Annotated in this window: 18 protein-coding genes; all 18 read right to left on the reverse strand. The window is 59.6% G+C overall.

Annotated elements, in window-relative coordinates; genetic code table 11:
* Positions 1–13: 13 nt before the first annotated feature.
* Positions 14–892, reverse strand: a complete 879-nt coding sequence (locus Q0K15_RS01330) for a YicC/YloC family endoribonuclease (protein ID WP_294510949.1) — start codon at positions 890–892, stop codon at positions 14–16.
* Between the two features lie 38 nt (positions 893–930).
* Complete coding sequence (locus Q0K15_RS01335; protein ID WP_294510952.1) at positions 931–1,467, reverse strand: hypothetical protein; 537 nt, start codon at positions 1,465–1,467, stop codon at positions 931–933.
* Complete coding sequence (locus Q0K15_RS01340; protein WP_294510955.1) at positions 1,467–2,069, reverse strand: J domain-containing protein; 603 nt, start codon at positions 2,067–2,069, stop codon at positions 1,467–1,469. Before Q0K15_RS01340 ends, Q0K15_RS01335 begins: the two co-directional genes overlap by 1 nt.
* Positions 2,066–2,941 carry a DUF5685 family protein gene (locus Q0K15_RS01345; protein ID WP_294510958.1) on the reverse strand — a complete coding sequence of 292 codons (876 nt, stop codon included), beginning with the start codon at positions 2,939–2,941 and terminating at the stop codon, positions 2,066–2,068. The genes Q0K15_RS01340 and Q0K15_RS01345 overlap by 4 nt, the downstream gene beginning before the upstream one ends.
* Entirely contained in the window at positions 2,941–3,360 is a 420-nt protein-coding gene (locus Q0K15_RS01350; RefSeq protein WP_294510961.1) for a SoxR reducing system RseC family protein, read from the reverse strand. Before Q0K15_RS01350 ends, Q0K15_RS01345 begins: the two co-directional genes overlap by 1 nt.
* A gap of 14 nt (positions 3,361–3,374) precedes the next feature.
* Complete coding sequence (locus tag Q0K15_RS01355) at positions 3,375–4,661, reverse strand: hypothetical protein (protein ID WP_294510964.1); 1,287 nt, start codon at positions 4,659–4,661, stop codon at positions 3,375–3,377.
* Positions 4,636–5,520: a diadenylate cyclase CdaA gene (cdaA, locus tag Q0K15_RS01360; RefSeq protein ID WP_294510967.1), complete on the reverse strand. Its 885-nt coding sequence runs from the start codon at positions 5,518–5,520 to the stop codon at positions 4,636–4,638. Before cdaA ends, Q0K15_RS01355 begins: the two co-directional genes overlap by 26 nt.
* A gap of 202 nt (positions 5,521–5,722) precedes the next feature.
* Complete coding sequence (locus tag Q0K15_RS01365) at positions 5,723–6,847, reverse strand: aminotransferase class V-fold PLP-dependent enzyme (RefSeq protein WP_294510970.1); 1,125 nt, start codon at positions 6,845–6,847, stop codon at positions 5,723–5,725.
* Positions 6,844–7,098, reverse strand: a complete 255-nt coding sequence (locus Q0K15_RS01370) for a DUF3343 domain-containing protein (protein WP_294510973.1) — start codon at positions 7,096–7,098, stop codon at positions 6,844–6,846. Before Q0K15_RS01370 ends, Q0K15_RS01365 begins: the two co-directional genes overlap by 4 nt.
* A gap of 106 nt (positions 7,099–7,204) precedes the next feature.
* Positions 7,205–7,687, reverse strand: coding sequence for a 2-C-methyl-D-erythritol 2,4-cyclodiphosphate synthase (gene ispF, locus Q0K15_RS01375; RefSeq protein ID WP_365932889.1), 483 nt, complete (start codon positions 7,685–7,687; stop codon positions 7,205–7,207).
* Positions 7,687–8,415 carry a 2-C-methyl-D-erythritol 4-phosphate cytidylyltransferase gene (gene ispD, locus Q0K15_RS01380; protein WP_294510976.1) on the reverse strand — a complete coding sequence of 243 codons (729 nt, stop codon included), beginning with the start codon at positions 8,413–8,415 and terminating at the stop codon, positions 7,687–7,689. Before ispD ends, ispF begins: the two co-directional genes overlap by 1 nt.
* Positions 8,416–8,503: 88 nt before the next feature.
* Positions 8,504–8,980, reverse strand: coding sequence for a CarD family transcriptional regulator (locus tag Q0K15_RS01385; protein WP_294510979.1), 477 nt, complete (start codon positions 8,978–8,980; stop codon positions 8,504–8,506).
* Between the two features lie 208 nt (positions 8,981–9,188).
* Positions 9,189–11,123 carry a bifunctional 4-hydroxy-3-methylbut-2-enyl diphosphate reductase/30S ribosomal protein S1 gene (locus Q0K15_RS01390; protein ID WP_294510983.1) on the reverse strand — a complete coding sequence of 645 codons (1,935 nt, stop codon included), beginning with the start codon at positions 11,121–11,123 and terminating at the stop codon, positions 9,189–9,191.
* Positions 11,120–11,719 carry a lysophospholipid acyltransferase family protein gene (locus Q0K15_RS01395; RefSeq protein ID WP_294510985.1) on the reverse strand — a complete coding sequence of 200 codons (600 nt, stop codon included), beginning with the start codon at positions 11,717–11,719 and terminating at the stop codon, positions 11,120–11,122. The genes Q0K15_RS01390 and Q0K15_RS01395 overlap by 4 nt, the downstream gene beginning before the upstream one ends.
* A complete protein-coding gene (gene cmk, locus Q0K15_RS01400) occupies positions 11,716–12,396 on the reverse strand; it encodes a (d)CMP kinase (protein ID WP_294510988.1) in 681 nt (226 codons plus the stop codon). The genes Q0K15_RS01395 and cmk overlap by 4 nt, the downstream gene beginning before the upstream one ends.
* Before the next feature lie 27 nt (positions 12,397–12,423).
* The gene (locus tag Q0K15_RS01405) at positions 12,424–13,671 is read right to left on the reverse strand and encodes an NAD(P)/FAD-dependent oxidoreductase (protein WP_294510990.1); all 1,248 of its coding nucleotides are present in this window, start codon (positions 13,669–13,671) and stop codon (positions 12,424–12,426) included.
* A 1-nt stretch (position 13,672) separates the two neighbouring features.
* Positions 13,673–14,542: a MurR/RpiR family transcriptional regulator gene (locus tag Q0K15_RS01410; protein ID WP_294510993.1), complete on the reverse strand. Its 870-nt coding sequence runs from the start codon at positions 14,540–14,542 to the stop codon at positions 13,673–13,675.
* A 165-nt stretch (positions 14,543–14,707) separates the two neighbouring features.
* Positions 14,708–15,403: a pseudouridine synthase gene (locus Q0K15_RS01415; protein ID WP_294510996.1), complete on the reverse strand. Its 696-nt coding sequence runs from the start codon at positions 15,401–15,403 to the stop codon at positions 14,708–14,710.
* Positions 15,404–15,425: the final 22 nt, after the last annotated feature.

Below are 15,425 nucleotides of genomic sequence, written 5' to 3' on the forward strand. Positions count from 1 at the left end.
CTGCCGCTTCCTCTCACTCGATGTTCTGGACCTGCTCCCGGATCTTTTCGATCTCTGCCTTGATATCAATGACATGGCGGGCGATCTCCAGATCGTTACACTTAGAGCCAATGGTGTTGGCTTCCCGGTTGAACTCCTGGATGAGGAAGTCCAGCTTCCGGCCGATAGGACCACCCTGGCTCAGCATGGTCCGGAGTTGGGAAAGGTGGCTGCGTAGGCGGACGGTCTCCTCATCCACCGCCACCTTGTCGGCAAAGATGGCCGCCTCAGTGAGAATGCGGCTCTCGTCCAACTGCTGATTCTGGAGGACTTCACGCATTTTGGCCTCCAAACGAGCCCGATACTCGGCTACCGTTTTTGGGCTTTGCTCCTCCACCTGCCCGGTGAGGGCCTCGATGGTATCGGCCCGAGAGAGGATGTCGGCGGAGAGCCGCTCCCCTTCCCGCTCCCGCATGACAGCAAAGTCGGCCAGAGCCTGGTCCAGCACCGCGCAGATATCGGCGGCAGCCTCCTCCACATTCTCCGGCGCCTTCTCCGTCTGGAGCACATCAGGGAACCGGGCCATCAGGGCCAGATCGGGCAGGCCCAAGAGTTGATAGGTGTCTTTGAGTTCCTTCAGCGCCGCCACATAGCCGGCCGCCACCGGATGGTTCACCTTTACAGTGACCGCGTCGGCGCCTGCACTGTCCATGGTGACAAAGACGTCTACTTTTCCCCGGGAAATGGCGCTCTGGACGCGGCTTTTCATGGCGTCCTCGGCAAAGATATAGGCTCTGGGCATCTTGATGTTGCAGTCCAGGTACCGGTTGTTCACCGACCGGACCTCCACCACGATGGAGCGGCCGTGGAGCACGGCCTCCCCCCTACCATAGCCAGTCATACTGCGGACCAAGGGTGGTCTCCCCTTTCTTCTCTCTTCTGTTGTTCCGATCAGCCACCGCGTCCCCGGCGCATAGGCCGGTCCACACGGGCGACGTAAAAAGCAATGAGCTTACTGAAGCCATAGTCATAAACCAGGAACACCACGTTCCCAGCTGGATAGAGAAGCCAGCCCAGCTCCTCCGCCTGTGGCATGCCCCACAGGAAGACGCCACGGAACCCAAACCACATTATGGTGAAGGCGACGTTGAAAAAGGCCAGCTTCACCACCAGTTCCAAAGGCAACCGCCGCAAGCGCTCAGCCACCCATTTAACCAGTGGATAGAGGCCGAAAAAGATCAGGTAAAGCAGCCCGCATCCCTTACTGGGCAGCAGGATCAGGGCCAGCACCGAGGTGCCAGCCCAGCACAGCCCTCCCGCCGCTGGACCGGCGGAGATAACGGCGGCAGCTGGCATCAGTCCGGCTACGGCCACCAGCCCAATCCGGCCCCAGGGCGCCATGGCAGCCGCCCACAGCACCACCAGGGAGAGAGCCGTCAGCATGGCCGCCAGGGCCAGCTTTCCGGCATACGGTGTCCGTCCTCTCATCAGTTTCCGCACCCGCCGCACAGGCAGTTGAGACACAGAAGGGTGGTACAGCAATCACAGGAATCCATTCCTCCGTTGGTGTAACCGTAGGGCCGGTAGGACTGTCCGCCCTGCCGCATCATGTTGTAGGCCTGACGGTACTCCAGGTTGCCCGGGTCCATATTGCACGCCATTTGATACTGCTGCATGGCCTCGTCCAACCAACCCTTCCGGTAGGCGATGGAGCCCATGAGAAAGTGCCACTCGGCATCCTGCCCAGGCACTGACTGGAGCAGTTGCTCCGCCTGGGCCAAATTGCCCAGATTGATGGCCTGCCGGGCACGGGCGTACACCGAGGAACCACCGGACTGGCTTTGCCGCTGATAACCACTCTGCTGCTGGTAGGCGCTCTGATATCCGCCTCCGCCCCGACCGGAACGCTGCTTCGTGATGGCATCGTAGGCCTCGTTGATGGCCTTCATCTTCTCCTCAGCCAGATCGGCCAGCGGGTTATTCTGATAGTTGTCCGGATGATACTTTCGGGCCAACTCCCGGTAGGCCCGCTTGATCTCCTCGTCGCTGGCATCCGGGCTGACGCCCAGCACGCTGTAAGGATCGTTCATAGCTTGTTCTCCCTGTTTTCTTTCTTGCGCCGCCGCCACTGTCCGGTGAAGACGGCCTCCTCCACCATGGGAAGTCCCAGGCACAGAATATTCATAATGATGCCGTTCCACGGACCGGTATCCGTAAGGTTGCAGGCTGACACCGCCAGGTTCAGCGAGTGCCGCAGCGTCAGGCGGACCTCCTCCCGGTGTGCCTCTGGCCCATCCGGGAAACGCAGGAGCAACGGATTGTAGCTTCCCGATTTCCGGTCTTCATCCAGGTCGTCCCAGGCATCCACTAGATAGATCCAGCGGCCCACGTGATAGAGCATCTGACCCAGAGCCCGGTCCCGGACTTCCTCGCCGGTAGCTGGAGCCGCCGCCGCCAAAATACGGGCGAAGGTGTCTGCTGTCCGGTCCAGGGAAGAGGACCTGTCCTTCTCCAGCATGTGGAGTTCCTCCAGGCAGGCCACTGTCTGCCGGTCAAAGTCCGGCCGCCTCAGAGCAGCCTTCCGATAGGCTGGACGAAGCAGCAGGCTCAGCAATCTGGCAGGCAGTCCCCGGAAAAATCCCCGGTCAGCTACGCTGTCACGCAGCTTCCAGTAAGTGAGGATGATACTCTCATCGGCCGCCGTATCCAGTCCAGGTCGGGATGGGCAGACCTGTTTTCCCCGAAGGGGACAGGCCACACACCGCCGCCGCTCCAGTCCTACCGTCTCCCCCGGCGGGGCCAAAACCATGGCCAGAAAGGCGAAGTCATAATTGAGGAGCAGTCTTGGAAAAAAGCCGTACCGCCGGCCCAGCGTGTGGCACAGGCCGCAGTAAATTCCCTGGTATGCGTCCAGTTCCCGGACCTTCAGTTCCCCCCTTAGGGGGACTACATAGCCGAACATCAGCCCTCTTTGCGAGCCACGATGCGGAACTGAAGGGACTTACGGCGCTTTACCCTGCGATCCAGGGCGATGATAAGCAGCACGCTGACGGCGAAGGCGGCGGCGCCAGCCAGGATGCACCAGCCCTGGGTGAGACCAAAGGCCTGCGCCACCAGATAGCCGGCTACCAACAACACCATGGGTACCAGGTAGACAAAGGCGATGATGCCCATGAGCTGGGAATTCTCTGTCTCCACCACCACCAGCTCACCCACCTTGGCATCCACGGTGTTTTCGGCCAGAGCGGTGACAGTGGGCTGGGCCGCCGTCATGCAGCCGCCGCACTCAGAGCAGTTATGGGCGCATGCGCCCTGCCGGATCACCGCTACCTCGGCGGTGCCGTTTGGAAAGGTCTGTTTGATCTGCGCAGTTTGTGTCATAACGAAAGACTCTCCTATTGTGACTGGATATTGACCACGACGATGTACCCATTGCTACCGGGACTGATCACACCGCAGCGGCTGTCACCATCCAAGTAAATCTTAGGCGTGAAGGGGAACTGAGCTTGCCGCAGGTTCTGGCCCTCCAGATCCACCACCACTCGGATTTGATAGCCCTCCACGGTATCCAGTGCATCGGCAGGCCCTCGGACCTTCACCTGGAGGGACTGGGTCACTGCATCGGCAGTAAATCCTTCCGGCGTGTTGATGACGTCGATATTGGAGGTTTCCACCGTTTTGGTTTCTAATCCGCGGATGGTAACGGTAACTGTGGCCTGGGTGATTCCGCTGTCATTACTCAATTCCGGCGTGAGTTCAATGGGGAATACAAATTCCTGCTGGTCCTGGACCACTTGGGACAGGTCAATCTTACCGATGGTGATGGTTTTGCCCTCCAGGTAAGATACGTCGGCTTCGTCGCCGGAAACCTGGATGGTGGCGGGCTGGATGTCCACCGTCACGTAACGTCCAAAGTTATCCTCGGTGATCCCACCGCCATAGACGTACTCCACGCTCAGCGGGACTTCCATGGTCTTGACCACCGGCATGACCACGCTCACTGTATTCACGTTGGTGGTAAGATCATGGTCGTCCACCACCTCGCCGTCAGCAGTCATGAGCTGGAATCCCAGCTCGCCAGTATAGGTCTTGGTGAGATTGTCGCCCGTAATGGTGACCTGTGCGTACTCCACCTGATTAACCAAGGACTCAGGGCCCTGGACCTTGAGGGTACCCGGAGTGACCTCCACTGGGTTGGCCCGGTAGTTATTGTCCTCGTCTACCGTACCCTCAAAGACACCCCTGACCTCTACCGTCTTGGACATGAGTCGGGTAACCGTGACCTGGATGGTCTTGCCCTCCTGATCCATCACCCGCACTCCAGTAGATGTGAGTGAAGTAAATTCCGGGGTGATGGTACAGCTGAGATCATAGGTTCCGGGCTCAGTGATCTCGGCCACATTGATGGTGGCACTGAAATATTCGCTTGGATTGGAGGCCATGCTTACCAGCAGGCTTCGATTTCCGCTGACCCGAGCGCTGACAGTAAGTTTGGTATTGGGATCGATCATCAAGCCCTTGGCGTTCAGGGCCTCCTCCCCCACCACCGTCACTGGAATACTGCGCACGGTGGATTCACCCACGTCGGTCACACTGGCTGTCACATAGGCCCACAGTCCCAGAGCGATGAGGATGGACAGGATGATATTGAAGATTTTACTTTCCGTGAACTTCTTCCCCATCGTTTTTGTCACCTTTTTTCGACTTGAATAGGGCGGAGAACTTATTGGAAGAACCGGAGGTGTCCTCCTTGGGCAGCAACTCGTTGCGCAGCAGCCGTTCCAGGGTCTCCGGAGCCAGATGCCGTTTGAGCATTCCGTTGACGGCCACGGAGATGGAGCCGGTTTCCTCCGAGACAATGGCCACCACGGCATCGGAGTTCTCACTCATGCCGATACCAGCCCGATGGCGCATACCAAGGTCCCGGGACAAATTGGTATTTCCGGACAAAGGAAGCACACAGCCTGCGCCCACAATATGTCCGTTCCGGACGATGACAGCGCCGTCATGGAGGGGCGCCTTGTTCCAAAAGAGGTTTTTGAGAAGCTCTGCTGCTACGGTTGAGTCCAAGGCGGTACCTGTCTTAATGATGTCGTCCAGAGGCACTTTGCGCTCAAAGACCATCAGAGCACCTACTTTATCCCGCGAGAGAGAGGCATAGGCCTGGACGGTCTGTGAGATCGCCTCCTCCACCTCCGGGGGGGCCTCCTCCCTGCTGAACATATCGCCCAGGGTGGTGCTGCCCAGCTGCTCCAAAAATCGGCGGATCTCCGGCTGGAACACCACAATGAGCGCCAACATTCCCATCTCCACCATATGGGAGAGGAAAAAGTTGATGACACGCAGCTGCAGTACCGAGGACACTACCAGAGCAGCCAACAACAACAGAATAGCCTTGGCTACCTGTGCTGCCCGGCTCCGTCGGACCAGCATAAGCACCCGGTAAATAATCACCGAAATGATGGTCACGTCCACGATATCGAATATGGAAATGTTAAAGGTCAGGATGTAATGATACACCCTCTGAAAGATGTCCGTCATTTCCATTATCTCCCATATATAAAAATGGCCCAGGGCCGGGCACAATAACCTCCCGCCCATTTCAAATATTATACTGTATCCACCGGCAAATGGCAAGGACTCCGCCTATTAAATTTCCCTGAACTTCTCTCAAAAATGGACGAAAAAAAGCGTGCGAGGGCGCGCGGCGGAGAAACCGCGGTCCTCGCACGGCGGGACACGTTCAGCGTGCCCGGAGGCGGCTCACTGCCCGGACCAGGGCGGAGACCTCTCCGGGCGTATTGAAAGCGGAAAAGCTGGCCCGCACTGTCCCTGTCTCCAGGGTACCCGCAGTACGATGGGCCAGAGGGGCACAGTGGAGGCCGGACCGGACGGCGATGCCTTGCTTGGCAAGCCGGGCTCCCACCTCCTCGCAGTCCATGCCCTCCACCCGGAAGGAGACCACGCCCGCCTGATGGGCCAGTCGAGGCGCGGCGTAGACAGTGACTCCTTCCAAACGGGTCAGTGCATGGACACACTGGGCGGCCAGGCGACGCTCGTGCGTCAGGATGTGTGCTGGGCCTTTGCGTGCTACGAACCGCAATCCTTCCAGCAGCCCGGCGGCACCTGGGACGTTGTGGGTGCCCGCCTCCAGCCGGTCGGGCAGGAAATCAGGCATCTCCTGGAGCATGGAGAGAGACCCAGTTCCCCCTTCCATCAAAGGCCGTCCCGGTTGTGCACACAGCAGAAGTCCAGTTCCCTGGGGCCCGTAGAGGCCCTTGTGACCCGGCATGGCGATAAAGGCGGCTCCCAACTCCTCCAGGGAAACGGGCAGCGTACCGGCAGATTGGGAGGCGTCCAGGATGAGTGGAATCCCCCGCTCACGGCACAGAGCGGCGATCGCTTCCACCGGCAGCACATACCCGAAGACATTGGAGACATGGGTACAGATGACGCAGGATACTTCTGGAGTCAGTAGTGCCCGGAACCGCTCAGCCATGGCCTCTGGCTGAAACAGCGGGGCATCGGCCACTTTCACCGTCACATTGGGGATGGCAGTCAATGGGCGTGTGACGGCGTTGTGCTCATACCCAGAGATGAGCACCGTATTTCCTGGAGCAATCAAAGTCTTGATGGCCAGGTTGAGGCCGTGAGTGGCGTTCATGGTAAGCACTACTTGGTCTGGCTCCGGTACGTGAAAAAGCCGGGCGGCGGTCTCCCGGCAGGCGAAAATGGTATCGGCCGCCGCCATGGCAGCGGGATAGCCGCCCCGACCGGGACTGGCCATTCGGCTCATGGCATTGGCCGCCGCTCTGGCCACCGCTGGCGGCTTCTGAAGGGTGGTGGCAGCGGAGTCCAGATAGATCATGGCCCCACCTGGCGGTAGCTGCCGTCCGACTCCGCGATATAGATCCCCTTGGGCCGCAGCTCCGCCCGATTGAGCAGCACCAGGGACTGGGCCAGCCGGCGCTCTGACACCTTCACCGCATACCCGCAGCCCTCCCCTACAATGGATTTGGGCGCCCGAAGGACCACTCCGGTGATTCCGCCCCGCTCCAGCACGGCCGCCGTCCGCTGGGCATAGGTCAGCGAGCGGCAGACGATAAGATAATAGACCATAGGCATTACGCTCCTCTCTGGAGCATTCTATGTTTTCCGCCCTATAGAGGACACCAATTGGAAAGGACCGGAGTCCTCTGTCATAAGGCTCCGGTCCTCCGTCTCTTTATATCCGCTCTAACAGGGTTACCGCGTGGGCCGCCATGCCCTGGCCGGTGCCGGTGAAGCCCAGTCCTTCCTCGGTGGTAGCCTTCACATTCACCCGCTCCTGGGGCACCCCCATATGGAGGGCCAGGTTCTGCCTCATCTGGGGGATATGTCCGGCCAGCTTGGGCCGCTGGGCCACGATGGTGGCGTCCACGTTACCCACCTGCCATCCCTCCTTCCGAAGGCAGTCGCACACCCGGTCCAGCAGCACCAGGCTGGAGATTCCGGCAAAGGCCGGGTCATTGTCAGGGAAATGCTTCCCGATGTCTCCCAATCCCGCCGCACCCAGTAAGGCATCCATCACCGCGTGGGTGAGGACATCAGCATCGGAGTGACCTAACAGTCCCTCCTCCCACGGAATATCCACCCCGCCAAGGATGAGCCTACGTCCTGCTGTCAGTCGGTGGACATCATAGCCGTGCCCAACCCGCAGCTCTGCCACTACGCCTCTCCCCTTCTCATCAAAATACCCAACCCCAGGTCCAGGTCCGTGGGGGTGGTCAGCTTCAAATTGGCCCGGTCTCCTTTAGTAAGGGAGACCCGCATGCCCAGGCGCTCCACAGCGGCGCAGTCGTCAGTGAGGGTGACACCATCCTCCGCCGCCTTCTGGAGGGCTGCCTTCAGAAGAGATGACTCGAAGACTTGGGGTGTTTGAATGGCGAAGAGGGTCTCTCGGTCCAGGGTCTCCTCCACTACACCGTCTTTTGCACGCTTGACTGTATCGGTCACCGGCACCGCCGGCGCCGCCGCGCCGCACTCCGCCGCCTTCCGAATGACCTCTTCCAGCAGTTCCTGGGTAACAAAGGGCCGGGCACCGTCGTGGACGGCGATGAGTTCAGCCTCCGGGCTGGCCGATCGGATGCCGGCTAGTACTGACAAGGTACGGGTAACGCCTCCGGTCACCACCTTGGTGACCTTCTCCAGGCCAAAATCCCGGCACAGACGGCTTACCGGTACCACTAGGTCCTCACGGGTCACTACCACGATCTCATGGATCAGGACACAGGCCTCCAGAGTCTGGAGCGTCCGGACCAGTACCGGACGGTCCCCCAGCTCCAAAAGCATTTTGTCCTGACCCTCCATGCGGGTAGAGGAGCCAGCGGCAGGCACCACAGCAGTGCAGAACGGCGCAGCCGGACGTCGCTTCCGCAGCGCGCCAAAGATCGGCATGATGGGAACACTCCTTTCCAATTAAATGACAGGTCTCCCTCTCACCGCAAAAAGGAGCCTTTCGGCTCCTTTTTGATCTGTCGGGTGGTTAGCTCAGAGCGGTGTTGATGCGCTTCTCCACGTCCTCATAACTGGCATCCTGGGAGAGAACCAGCTCGGATATGAGGATCTGCTTGGCCGAGTGGAGCATCTTACGTTCCCCCGTGGAGAGCCCCCGGTCCTCGTCCCGGAGCATCAGGCCCTTCACCACCCGGGCCACCTCCATCAGGTCCCCGCTCTTGATCCGGAGCATGTTCTCCCGATAGCGGCGATTCCAATTCTGGGTCATGTCCACCTTGATGTTTGGCATAGCCGCAATGATCCGGTCAGCTGCGTCCCGATCCACCACGGGCCGCACCCCGATTTCCTCCGTGTGCTCGGTGGGTATCATGACCAGCATGCCCCCCACTGGCAGCTTGAGGATGTAGTAGTCCCGCACCACGCCGTTGACCTTTTTGCTGACGATGCTGTCGATCACGCCGGCACCATGCATCGGATGGACGATCTTGTCTCCTATCTGAAACATGATAACCACCTCCTTGACTTGAGAAAAATAACTTGACAAACCTACAAATCAAGTTTATTATAAACCATTTATCACTGTTTCGCAAGTAAAAAGCGCCTTGTCTTCCGCAAAACAGGTGTCAAATCTCAGTCAAGGATGTGAAAAGCAGTAAAAAAGGACCTGCCTCTATAAGAGACAGGTCCTTTTTCATTTAACGAGCCAGTGAGGATTACTCCTCATCCTCCACGGGAGCAGAATCCTCCAGCAGGGCACGGATGGACAGAGAGACCTTCTTGTTCTCCATGTCGATGTCAGTAATCTTCACGTCGACCATATCGCCCTCGGCCAGCACGTCACCGGGCTTGTCGATGCGGTGATCAGCGATCTGGGAGATGTGGATGAGGCCGTCCACACCGGGAACGATCTCAGCAAAGGCGCCGAAGGTCATCAGCTTGACAACCTTCACGTTGGCCACGTCGCCCACGCTGTACTTGTCGGTAAACACGGTCCAGGGATCCTGGCTCCGGTCCTTCATGCCCAGAGAGATCTTCTTCTTCTCGGGATCGAAGGAGATGACATACACGTCCACGGGGTCACCCACACTGACAACCTCGGAGGGGTGCTTAATGCGGCTCCAGGAGAGCTCGGAGATGTGGACCATGCCGTCCACGCCGCCGATGTCCACGAAGGCGCCGTAAGAGGTCAGGGACTTCACAACACCGTTGTAGTGCTTGCCGTTCTCGATCTCAGCCCAGACCTTGGCGGCCTTCTCGGCGCGCTCAGCCTGCTCCACGGCACGGATGGAACCCACCACACGGCGGCGGGCACGGTTGACCTCGGTGATCTTCATGCGGACCTTCTGCTTCAGCAGAGCGGTCATGGCAGCGTCACGGGGCAGACCAGTCTGAGAGGCGGGGATGAACACGCGCACACCCTTGACAGAGGCCACAACGCCGCCCTTGTTCTCCTCGGTGATGACGCCTTCCACCACGGTGCCGGCCTCGCGGGCGGCCTCCACGTCATCCCAGCTCTTCACGGTGTCCAGGCGCTTCTTGGACAGGGTGACCACGCCCTCAGCGTCGTTGACGCGCATGACATAGGTCTCGATCTCGTCGCCCACCTTGACGATGTCCTCCACCTTCACAGTGGGATCGTCGGTCAGCTCGGATACAGGAATGTAGCCAGCGTGCTTGGTGCCCAGATCCACATAGATCTCAGTGGGCGTGATCTCAGTGACGACACCGGTGACCTTCTCTCCTGTATTTAAAGTTTTGATCGATTTCTCCAGCAGATCAGCGAAGGATTCCTCGATCTCCATGATTTCGTCGCTCATTTTGTCATAGACCTCCTTTATAATCCACCCGGGCGTTGATGCTCCCGCGGTGATGCCGATCGAAGCCGCCCCTGCGAAAGAGGCCGGTTCCAATTCCTCCGCCCCCTCAATGGCGACCACCCGGGGACAAAGGGCGCGACACAGCTCTGAAAGCCGCTTTGTATTGGAGCTTTTGCGATCTCCGATGACGATCATCGCATCGCAACGGGCTGCCAATTCCTGGGCTTCCGTCTGCCGTATATACGTAGCATTACATATTGTATCAAAAATTTCAGCGTTTGTACACTCTTTTTTTGCTGTTTCTATGGCGTGATCCCAAATTTTACGGGTCGATGTGGTCTGAGAGACCAGTGTAAGCGGCATTTTCCGCCGTTCCGGACGCTCGGTGAGCCAAGCGGACAGGGCCTCCCCATCAGGCAACACCACCGGATGGCGGCACCAGCCGGCGATCGCCACGATTTCGGGATGGTCAGGAGTGCCGATGATGACCGGCTGCCGTCCCTCCGCCTCTGCCTCTGCCACCAGACGGTGGATACGCTGAACATTGGGGCAGGCAGTATCTATGATCCGGCAACCCTTCTGCTCCAACACGTCATGAACCCACTTGGCCTCTCCATGAGAACGAAGGATCACCGGCGCTCCCGCAGGGACCTCCTCCACTGTGCGGACCAGGAAAGCGCCCTCACGTTCCAGTTTGGATACCACATGGTCGTTGTGGATCACTGGACCCAGCAGTACAGCACCGCCAGCCTGAGCGGTCTGCTCCGCCATTTCAACCGCACGCTTCACCCCGTAGCAGAAGCCGGCAGACTTGGCCAGTTCGATCTTCATACGACCTGCTCCCCCAGCTTACGAATGCGCTCCATGAGGTCGGCGGTGATGGCGTCGTACTCCTCCGCAGTGCCCTTCCGGCTGGACACCTGGGGCATATAAGGCTCACCAATAACCACAGTGGTCCGTCGGAACCAAGGTTTCCGTTCCGGCACATACACCGGGAGAATGGGAACACCGCACCGGACAGCCAGCATGGCAGCGCCGTTTTTAGCCTCACCCTGCTCTCCCCTGCTCTCGTGGATCCGGTGTCCCTCCGGATAGAGGAGCACCTTCTCCCCCTCCTTTAAAAACTTCATGGCCTGTTTGATAGCGCCCACGTCGGACTTGCCCCGCTCCACGCCAAAAACTCCAACATGGCGGAGGATCCACCCGATAAAAGGGACTCGCAGCAGCTCCGCCTTCGCCATGGGGCGGAGCTGGTTTTTATGCTGGAAGGCAAAGGCCAGAAACAATGGGTCAGACATGGCGGTGTGGTTTCCGCACACCAGCACACCGCCCTCCGGGATATTCTCTCGGCCAATGGCACGGCCTGGATGGACCAGATTGAAAAAGGGATAGACGATCATATAAATCACATTGTAAAAGGTTCTCATGCATTAAGCTCCCCTCTGACGGCGTCCAGCAGTGCCTGAAGGCTCTCCGCCAGATCAAGCTCGGTGGTATCCACCAAAACGGCATCCTCTGCCTGACGGAGGGGCGCCGCTGCCCGGGTGGTGTCGCGTCGGTCCCGCTCCACGATCTCCGCCAGGACGGTCTCCAGGTTCTGAGGTGTCCCCCGCTGGGCCAGCTCATCACAGCGGCGGCGGGCCCGTGCCTCAGGTGAGGCGGTGAGAAAGATCTTGGCATCGGCCTGGGGCAGCACCACCGTGCCGATATCCCGGCCATCCATGACCACGTCGTGCTGACGGGCCAGCTCCCGCTGAGTATCCATGAGGAAGTCCCGCACCGCCTGAATGGCGGATACAGACGACGCTGCCCTGGAAACCTCAGGGCGGCGTATGTCCTCAGTGACATCCCGGCCGCACAGGTACATATGCTGAAGACCGTCGCTGCTGTCGTAGGCCAGGCGGATGTCAGCCTGGGGCAGCAGTGCCTGCACCGCCGCCGGGTCCGCCGGGTCCACCCCACGCTCCAAAGCCAACAGCGCCAGAGTCCGATAGATCGCGCCGGTGTCTACATAAAGAAAGCCAAGGGCCTTGGCAGCCTGCCGTGCCAAAGTGCTCTTTCCCGCCCCGGAGGGGCCGTCGATGGCTACGCTTTTATGTCCCATGTCTCTGCCTCCTATTTTTTGGCCCCGTCATTGGAGCCCCTCTACCGCCGCCTGCCCGGCCGCACGACCGGTGCACCAGGCAATCTGGAGGTTGAAGCCGCCGGTATAGGCGTCTACGTCCAGCAGCTCACCGGCAAGGTAAAGTCCTTGTGTTAGCTTGGAACCCATAGTCTTGGGGTCTACCTCGGACACCTTGACACCTCCGCTGGTGACGATGGCGTCCTCCACCGGGCGAGGCCCCGCCACTGGGAAGGATAATCCCTTTAACGTTTCCAACAGACGGCGGCGCTGAACCTTTGTAACGGCGTTGGCAGGCAAATTCGTAGGGATGTCCGCCCGTTTGGCCAGTACCGGAATCAGCAGCCTGGGCGCCAGGGTTTCCAGCACATTGTGAAAAGCCCGGTTGGGCTGTCCGGTGAGCTCCCGTACCAGGCGATCATCCAGAGCGACTTCATCCAGGGCAGGCTTCAGATCGATGATCACCGTATACTGGTCCTTTTCAAAATCCCGCATATGGGCACTGGCACTGAGAATCAAGGGACCTGAGAGGCCGAAGTGGGTGAAAAGCATTTCCCCTTGCTCCCTGAAAATCACCTTGCCCTTTTTGTTTTTGACCTTCACCACCACGTTCCGCAGGGAGAGGCCCTGCATGCTGGGGCACTCCTCCCCCTCCACTACCAGGGGAATCAGAGACGCCTTGGGGGGCAGTATGGTGTGGCCCAGGGCGGCGGCCATGGCATAGCCGTCCCCGGTGGAGCCGGTAAGCGGATAGGACGCGCCGCCGGTGGCCAGGATCACGGCGCTGCCGACATAGCTGCCCCGCTCTCCCTTTACCCCACTGACCGCGCCATGATCGGTGAGAATCTCCCGTGCCCGGTCCTGAATCAGGTCCACGCCGGACCGGCGCAGGGCAAAAAAGAGGGCGTCCACCACGTCAGCGGCCTTATCGGAGACCGGGAAGACCCGATTGCCCCGCTCCGTCTTCAGCGGCACCCCAAGGTCGGTGAAGAAGGCCTTTACTTCGGCAGGTGGAAACCGGGTGACGGCGCTGGTGAGGAACTTGCCGTTCCGAGGTACATTGGAGAGCACCTCCGCCGGGGGGCAGTCATTGGTCAGGTTGCACCGGCCCTTGCCGGTGATATAGAGCTTCCGTCCTACCTTCTGGTTGCGCTCCAAGAGGGTAACAGATGCCCCCATCCGGGCAGCAGTCAGCGCCGCGAGCATGCCCGCGGCGCCGCCCCCTATGACAATGATACGCTTTTCTTTCTGCGTCAAATCAATTCTCTTCCTCTACTTGTTCATATACGCCATACTCCGACCAAATCTGCTCCAGAGTGGCAAAGGTCTGAGCCACGTCGGCGTTCTTCCGCCGGCCCACCGCCACGATAAGGGTGTTGATGAGGCTCAGCGGCGCAACCAGGGAGTCCACAAAAGAGGCCATGTCGCTCTTGGCCAGGAGGGTGACAGTGGCCATCTCCGCCAGAGGCGAGGTCTCCGAGTCGGTGAGCGCCACCACCTTGGCACCCCGGTCACGGGCGAAGCGCATGGCCTGCACTGTCCGGCTAGAGTACCGTGGAAAGCTGATGCCGATGACCACATCCTCCCGGCTCACCCGTAGCAGCTGCTCAAAGGTTTCACTCACCGACGTGGTTCGGATGAGGACCACATCATCAAAAATCAGATTGAAATAGAAGCCCAGAAAATCAGCCAGAGCCGCAGCCGAACGGGCCCCTACAATGTAGATCCGCCGTGCGGCCAGGATGGCGTCCACCGCCCGGTTGAAGCCGCTGCGGTCCGCCTCCTCCAGAGTGAGCCGGATCTTCTCGATGTCCGACTGCATCACGGTGGAGAGGATGTCGTGGTCCCCAATGCGGTCGTTGGCTACCTCAATGCGTTGGATGGAGGTGAGCTTGCTGCGGATCATCTCCTGCAGGGCCTTCTGCATGCTTGGGTAGCCGTCGTAACCCAATTCGGCGGCAAAGCGCACAACGGTAGACTCACTGACATTGACCGTCTTACCCAGACGGCTGGCTGTCATGAAGGCGGCCTTGTCATAAGAGTCCAATATAAAATGGGCAATGAGCTTCTGTCCTTTTGAAAAAGTCGGCATCCGATTCTGGATGGCAGTCAAAACATCCCTTGACATATAGGGGCACCCTCACATTTCCTCCCCGGCGCATTCCGGGCTACTGTACGGACCGATCAACGAATACATATCGTTTTCGACAATGGTCCAACAGATACTATCATAGCGGGAAACGGGAGGAAAATCAAGCACGATCTGCAAGGAGGGATCTCTCCTCCTGCATGCTCACAGCGACTTGAGAATAGCGACCTCTTCGTCGGTGAGATAACGCCACTTCCCCAGCTTGAGACCGCCCAGCTGGACCTGTCCTTCCCGGACCCGACGAAGAGCCTTCACCGTCAGGCCCACCTGCTGGCACATCCGGCGGATCTGCCGGTTCTTCCCCTCGTGGATCCGGAAGGAGAGCAAATTGGGACCCAGCCGGTCCACCTTAGCCGGTGCCAGAGCCACACCATCCAGCTCCATGGGTCCATTAAGCACCGGCAGTGCGGCTTCGATGTCCCCGGTGACCATCACTAAGTACTGCTTGTCCACCTCATGGCTGGGGTGGATAAGCCTGTGGGTGAGCTCCCCATCGTTGGTGAGGAGGAGCAGTCCCTCCGAGTCCAGGTCCAGCCGGCCCACCGGCCACACCCGGACCCCGCAGTCGGTCACCAGCTGGGCCACCGTGGGCCGTCCCTCCTCGTCGGAGAGGGTGGTCACATAACCTCTGGGCTTGTTGAGCATGAGATAGACCGGCTCCGCTGCCGGACCCACCTCCACCCCGTCCAGGGCCACCCGGTCCCGGGTCAGATCGGCTTTGTCGCCCAGCTTGGCGGTCTGGCCGTTGACAGTGACTCGCCCGGCCTCGATATAGTCTTCCGCAGTCCGCCGGGAGCAGAGTCCGGCGGCGGAGAGCAGCTTTTGCAGGCGTTCCTCCATGAGGGGCACCTCTTTCTTCAGA

This window comes from uncultured Intestinimonas sp., from assembly GCF_944387245.1.
Lineage (GTDB): Bacteria > Bacillota > Clostridia > Oscillospirales > Oscillospiraceae > Intestinimonas.

Bases quoted from the DNA above. Each gene is read 5' to 3' on its own strand.
- cmk (WP_294510988.1), bottom strand. From the start codon at position 12,396: ATGGGACATAAAAGCGTAGCCATCGACGGCCCCTCCGGGGCGGGAAAG.
- Q0K15_RS01370 (WP_294510973.1), bottom strand. From the start codon at position 7,098: ATGGTCTATTATCTTATCGTCTGCCGCTCGCTGACCTATGCCCAGCGG.
- Q0K15_RS01415 (WP_294510996.1), bottom strand. From the start codon at position 15,403: ATGGAGGAACGCCTGCAAAAGCTGCTCTCCGCCGCCGGACTCTGCTCC.
- Q0K15_RS01410 (WP_294510993.1), bottom strand. From the start codon at position 14,542: ATGTCAAGGGATGTTTTGACTGCCATCCAGAATCGGATGCCGACTTTT.
- ispD (WP_294510976.1), bottom strand. From the start codon at position 8,415: ATGCCGATCTTTGGCGCGCTGCGGAAGCGACGTCCGGCTGCGCCGTTC.
- Q0K15_RS01365 (WP_294510970.1), bottom strand. From the start codon at position 6,847: ATGATCTATCTGGACTCCGCTGCCACCACCCTTCAGAAGCCGCCAGCG.
- Q0K15_RS01350 (WP_294510961.1), bottom strand. From the start codon at position 3,360: ATGACACAAACTGCGCAGATCAAACAGACCTTTCCAAACGGCACCGCC.
- Q0K15_RS01355 (WP_294510964.1), bottom strand. From the start codon at position 4,661: ATGGGGAAGAAGTTCACGGAAAGTAAAATCTTCAATATCATCCTGTCC.
- cdaA (WP_294510967.1), bottom strand. From the start codon at position 5,520: ATGACGGACATCTTTCAGAGGGTGTATCATTACATCCTGACCTTTAAC.
- Q0K15_RS01340 (WP_294510955.1), bottom strand. From the start codon at position 2,069: ATGAACGATCCTTACAGCGTGCTGGGCGTCAGCCCGGATGCCAGCGAC.
- Q0K15_RS01345 (WP_294510958.1), bottom strand. From the start codon at position 2,941: ATGTTCGGCTATGTAGTCCCCCTAAGGGGGGAACTGAAGGTCCGGGAA.
- Q0K15_RS01385 (WP_294510979.1), bottom strand. From the start codon at position 8,980: ATGTTTCAGATAGGAGACAAGATCGTCCATCCGATGCATGGTGCCGGC.
- Q0K15_RS01335 (WP_294510952.1), bottom strand. From the start codon at position 1,467: ATGAGAGGACGGACACCGTATGCCGGAAAGCTGGCCCTGGCGGCCATG.
- Q0K15_RS01395 (WP_294510985.1), bottom strand. From the start codon at position 11,719: ATGAGAACCTTTTACAATGTGATTTATATGATCGTCTATCCCTTTTTC.
- Q0K15_RS01390 (WP_294510983.1), bottom strand. From the start codon at position 11,123: ATGAAGATCGAACTGGCCAAGTCTGCCGGCTTCTGCTACGGGGTGAAG.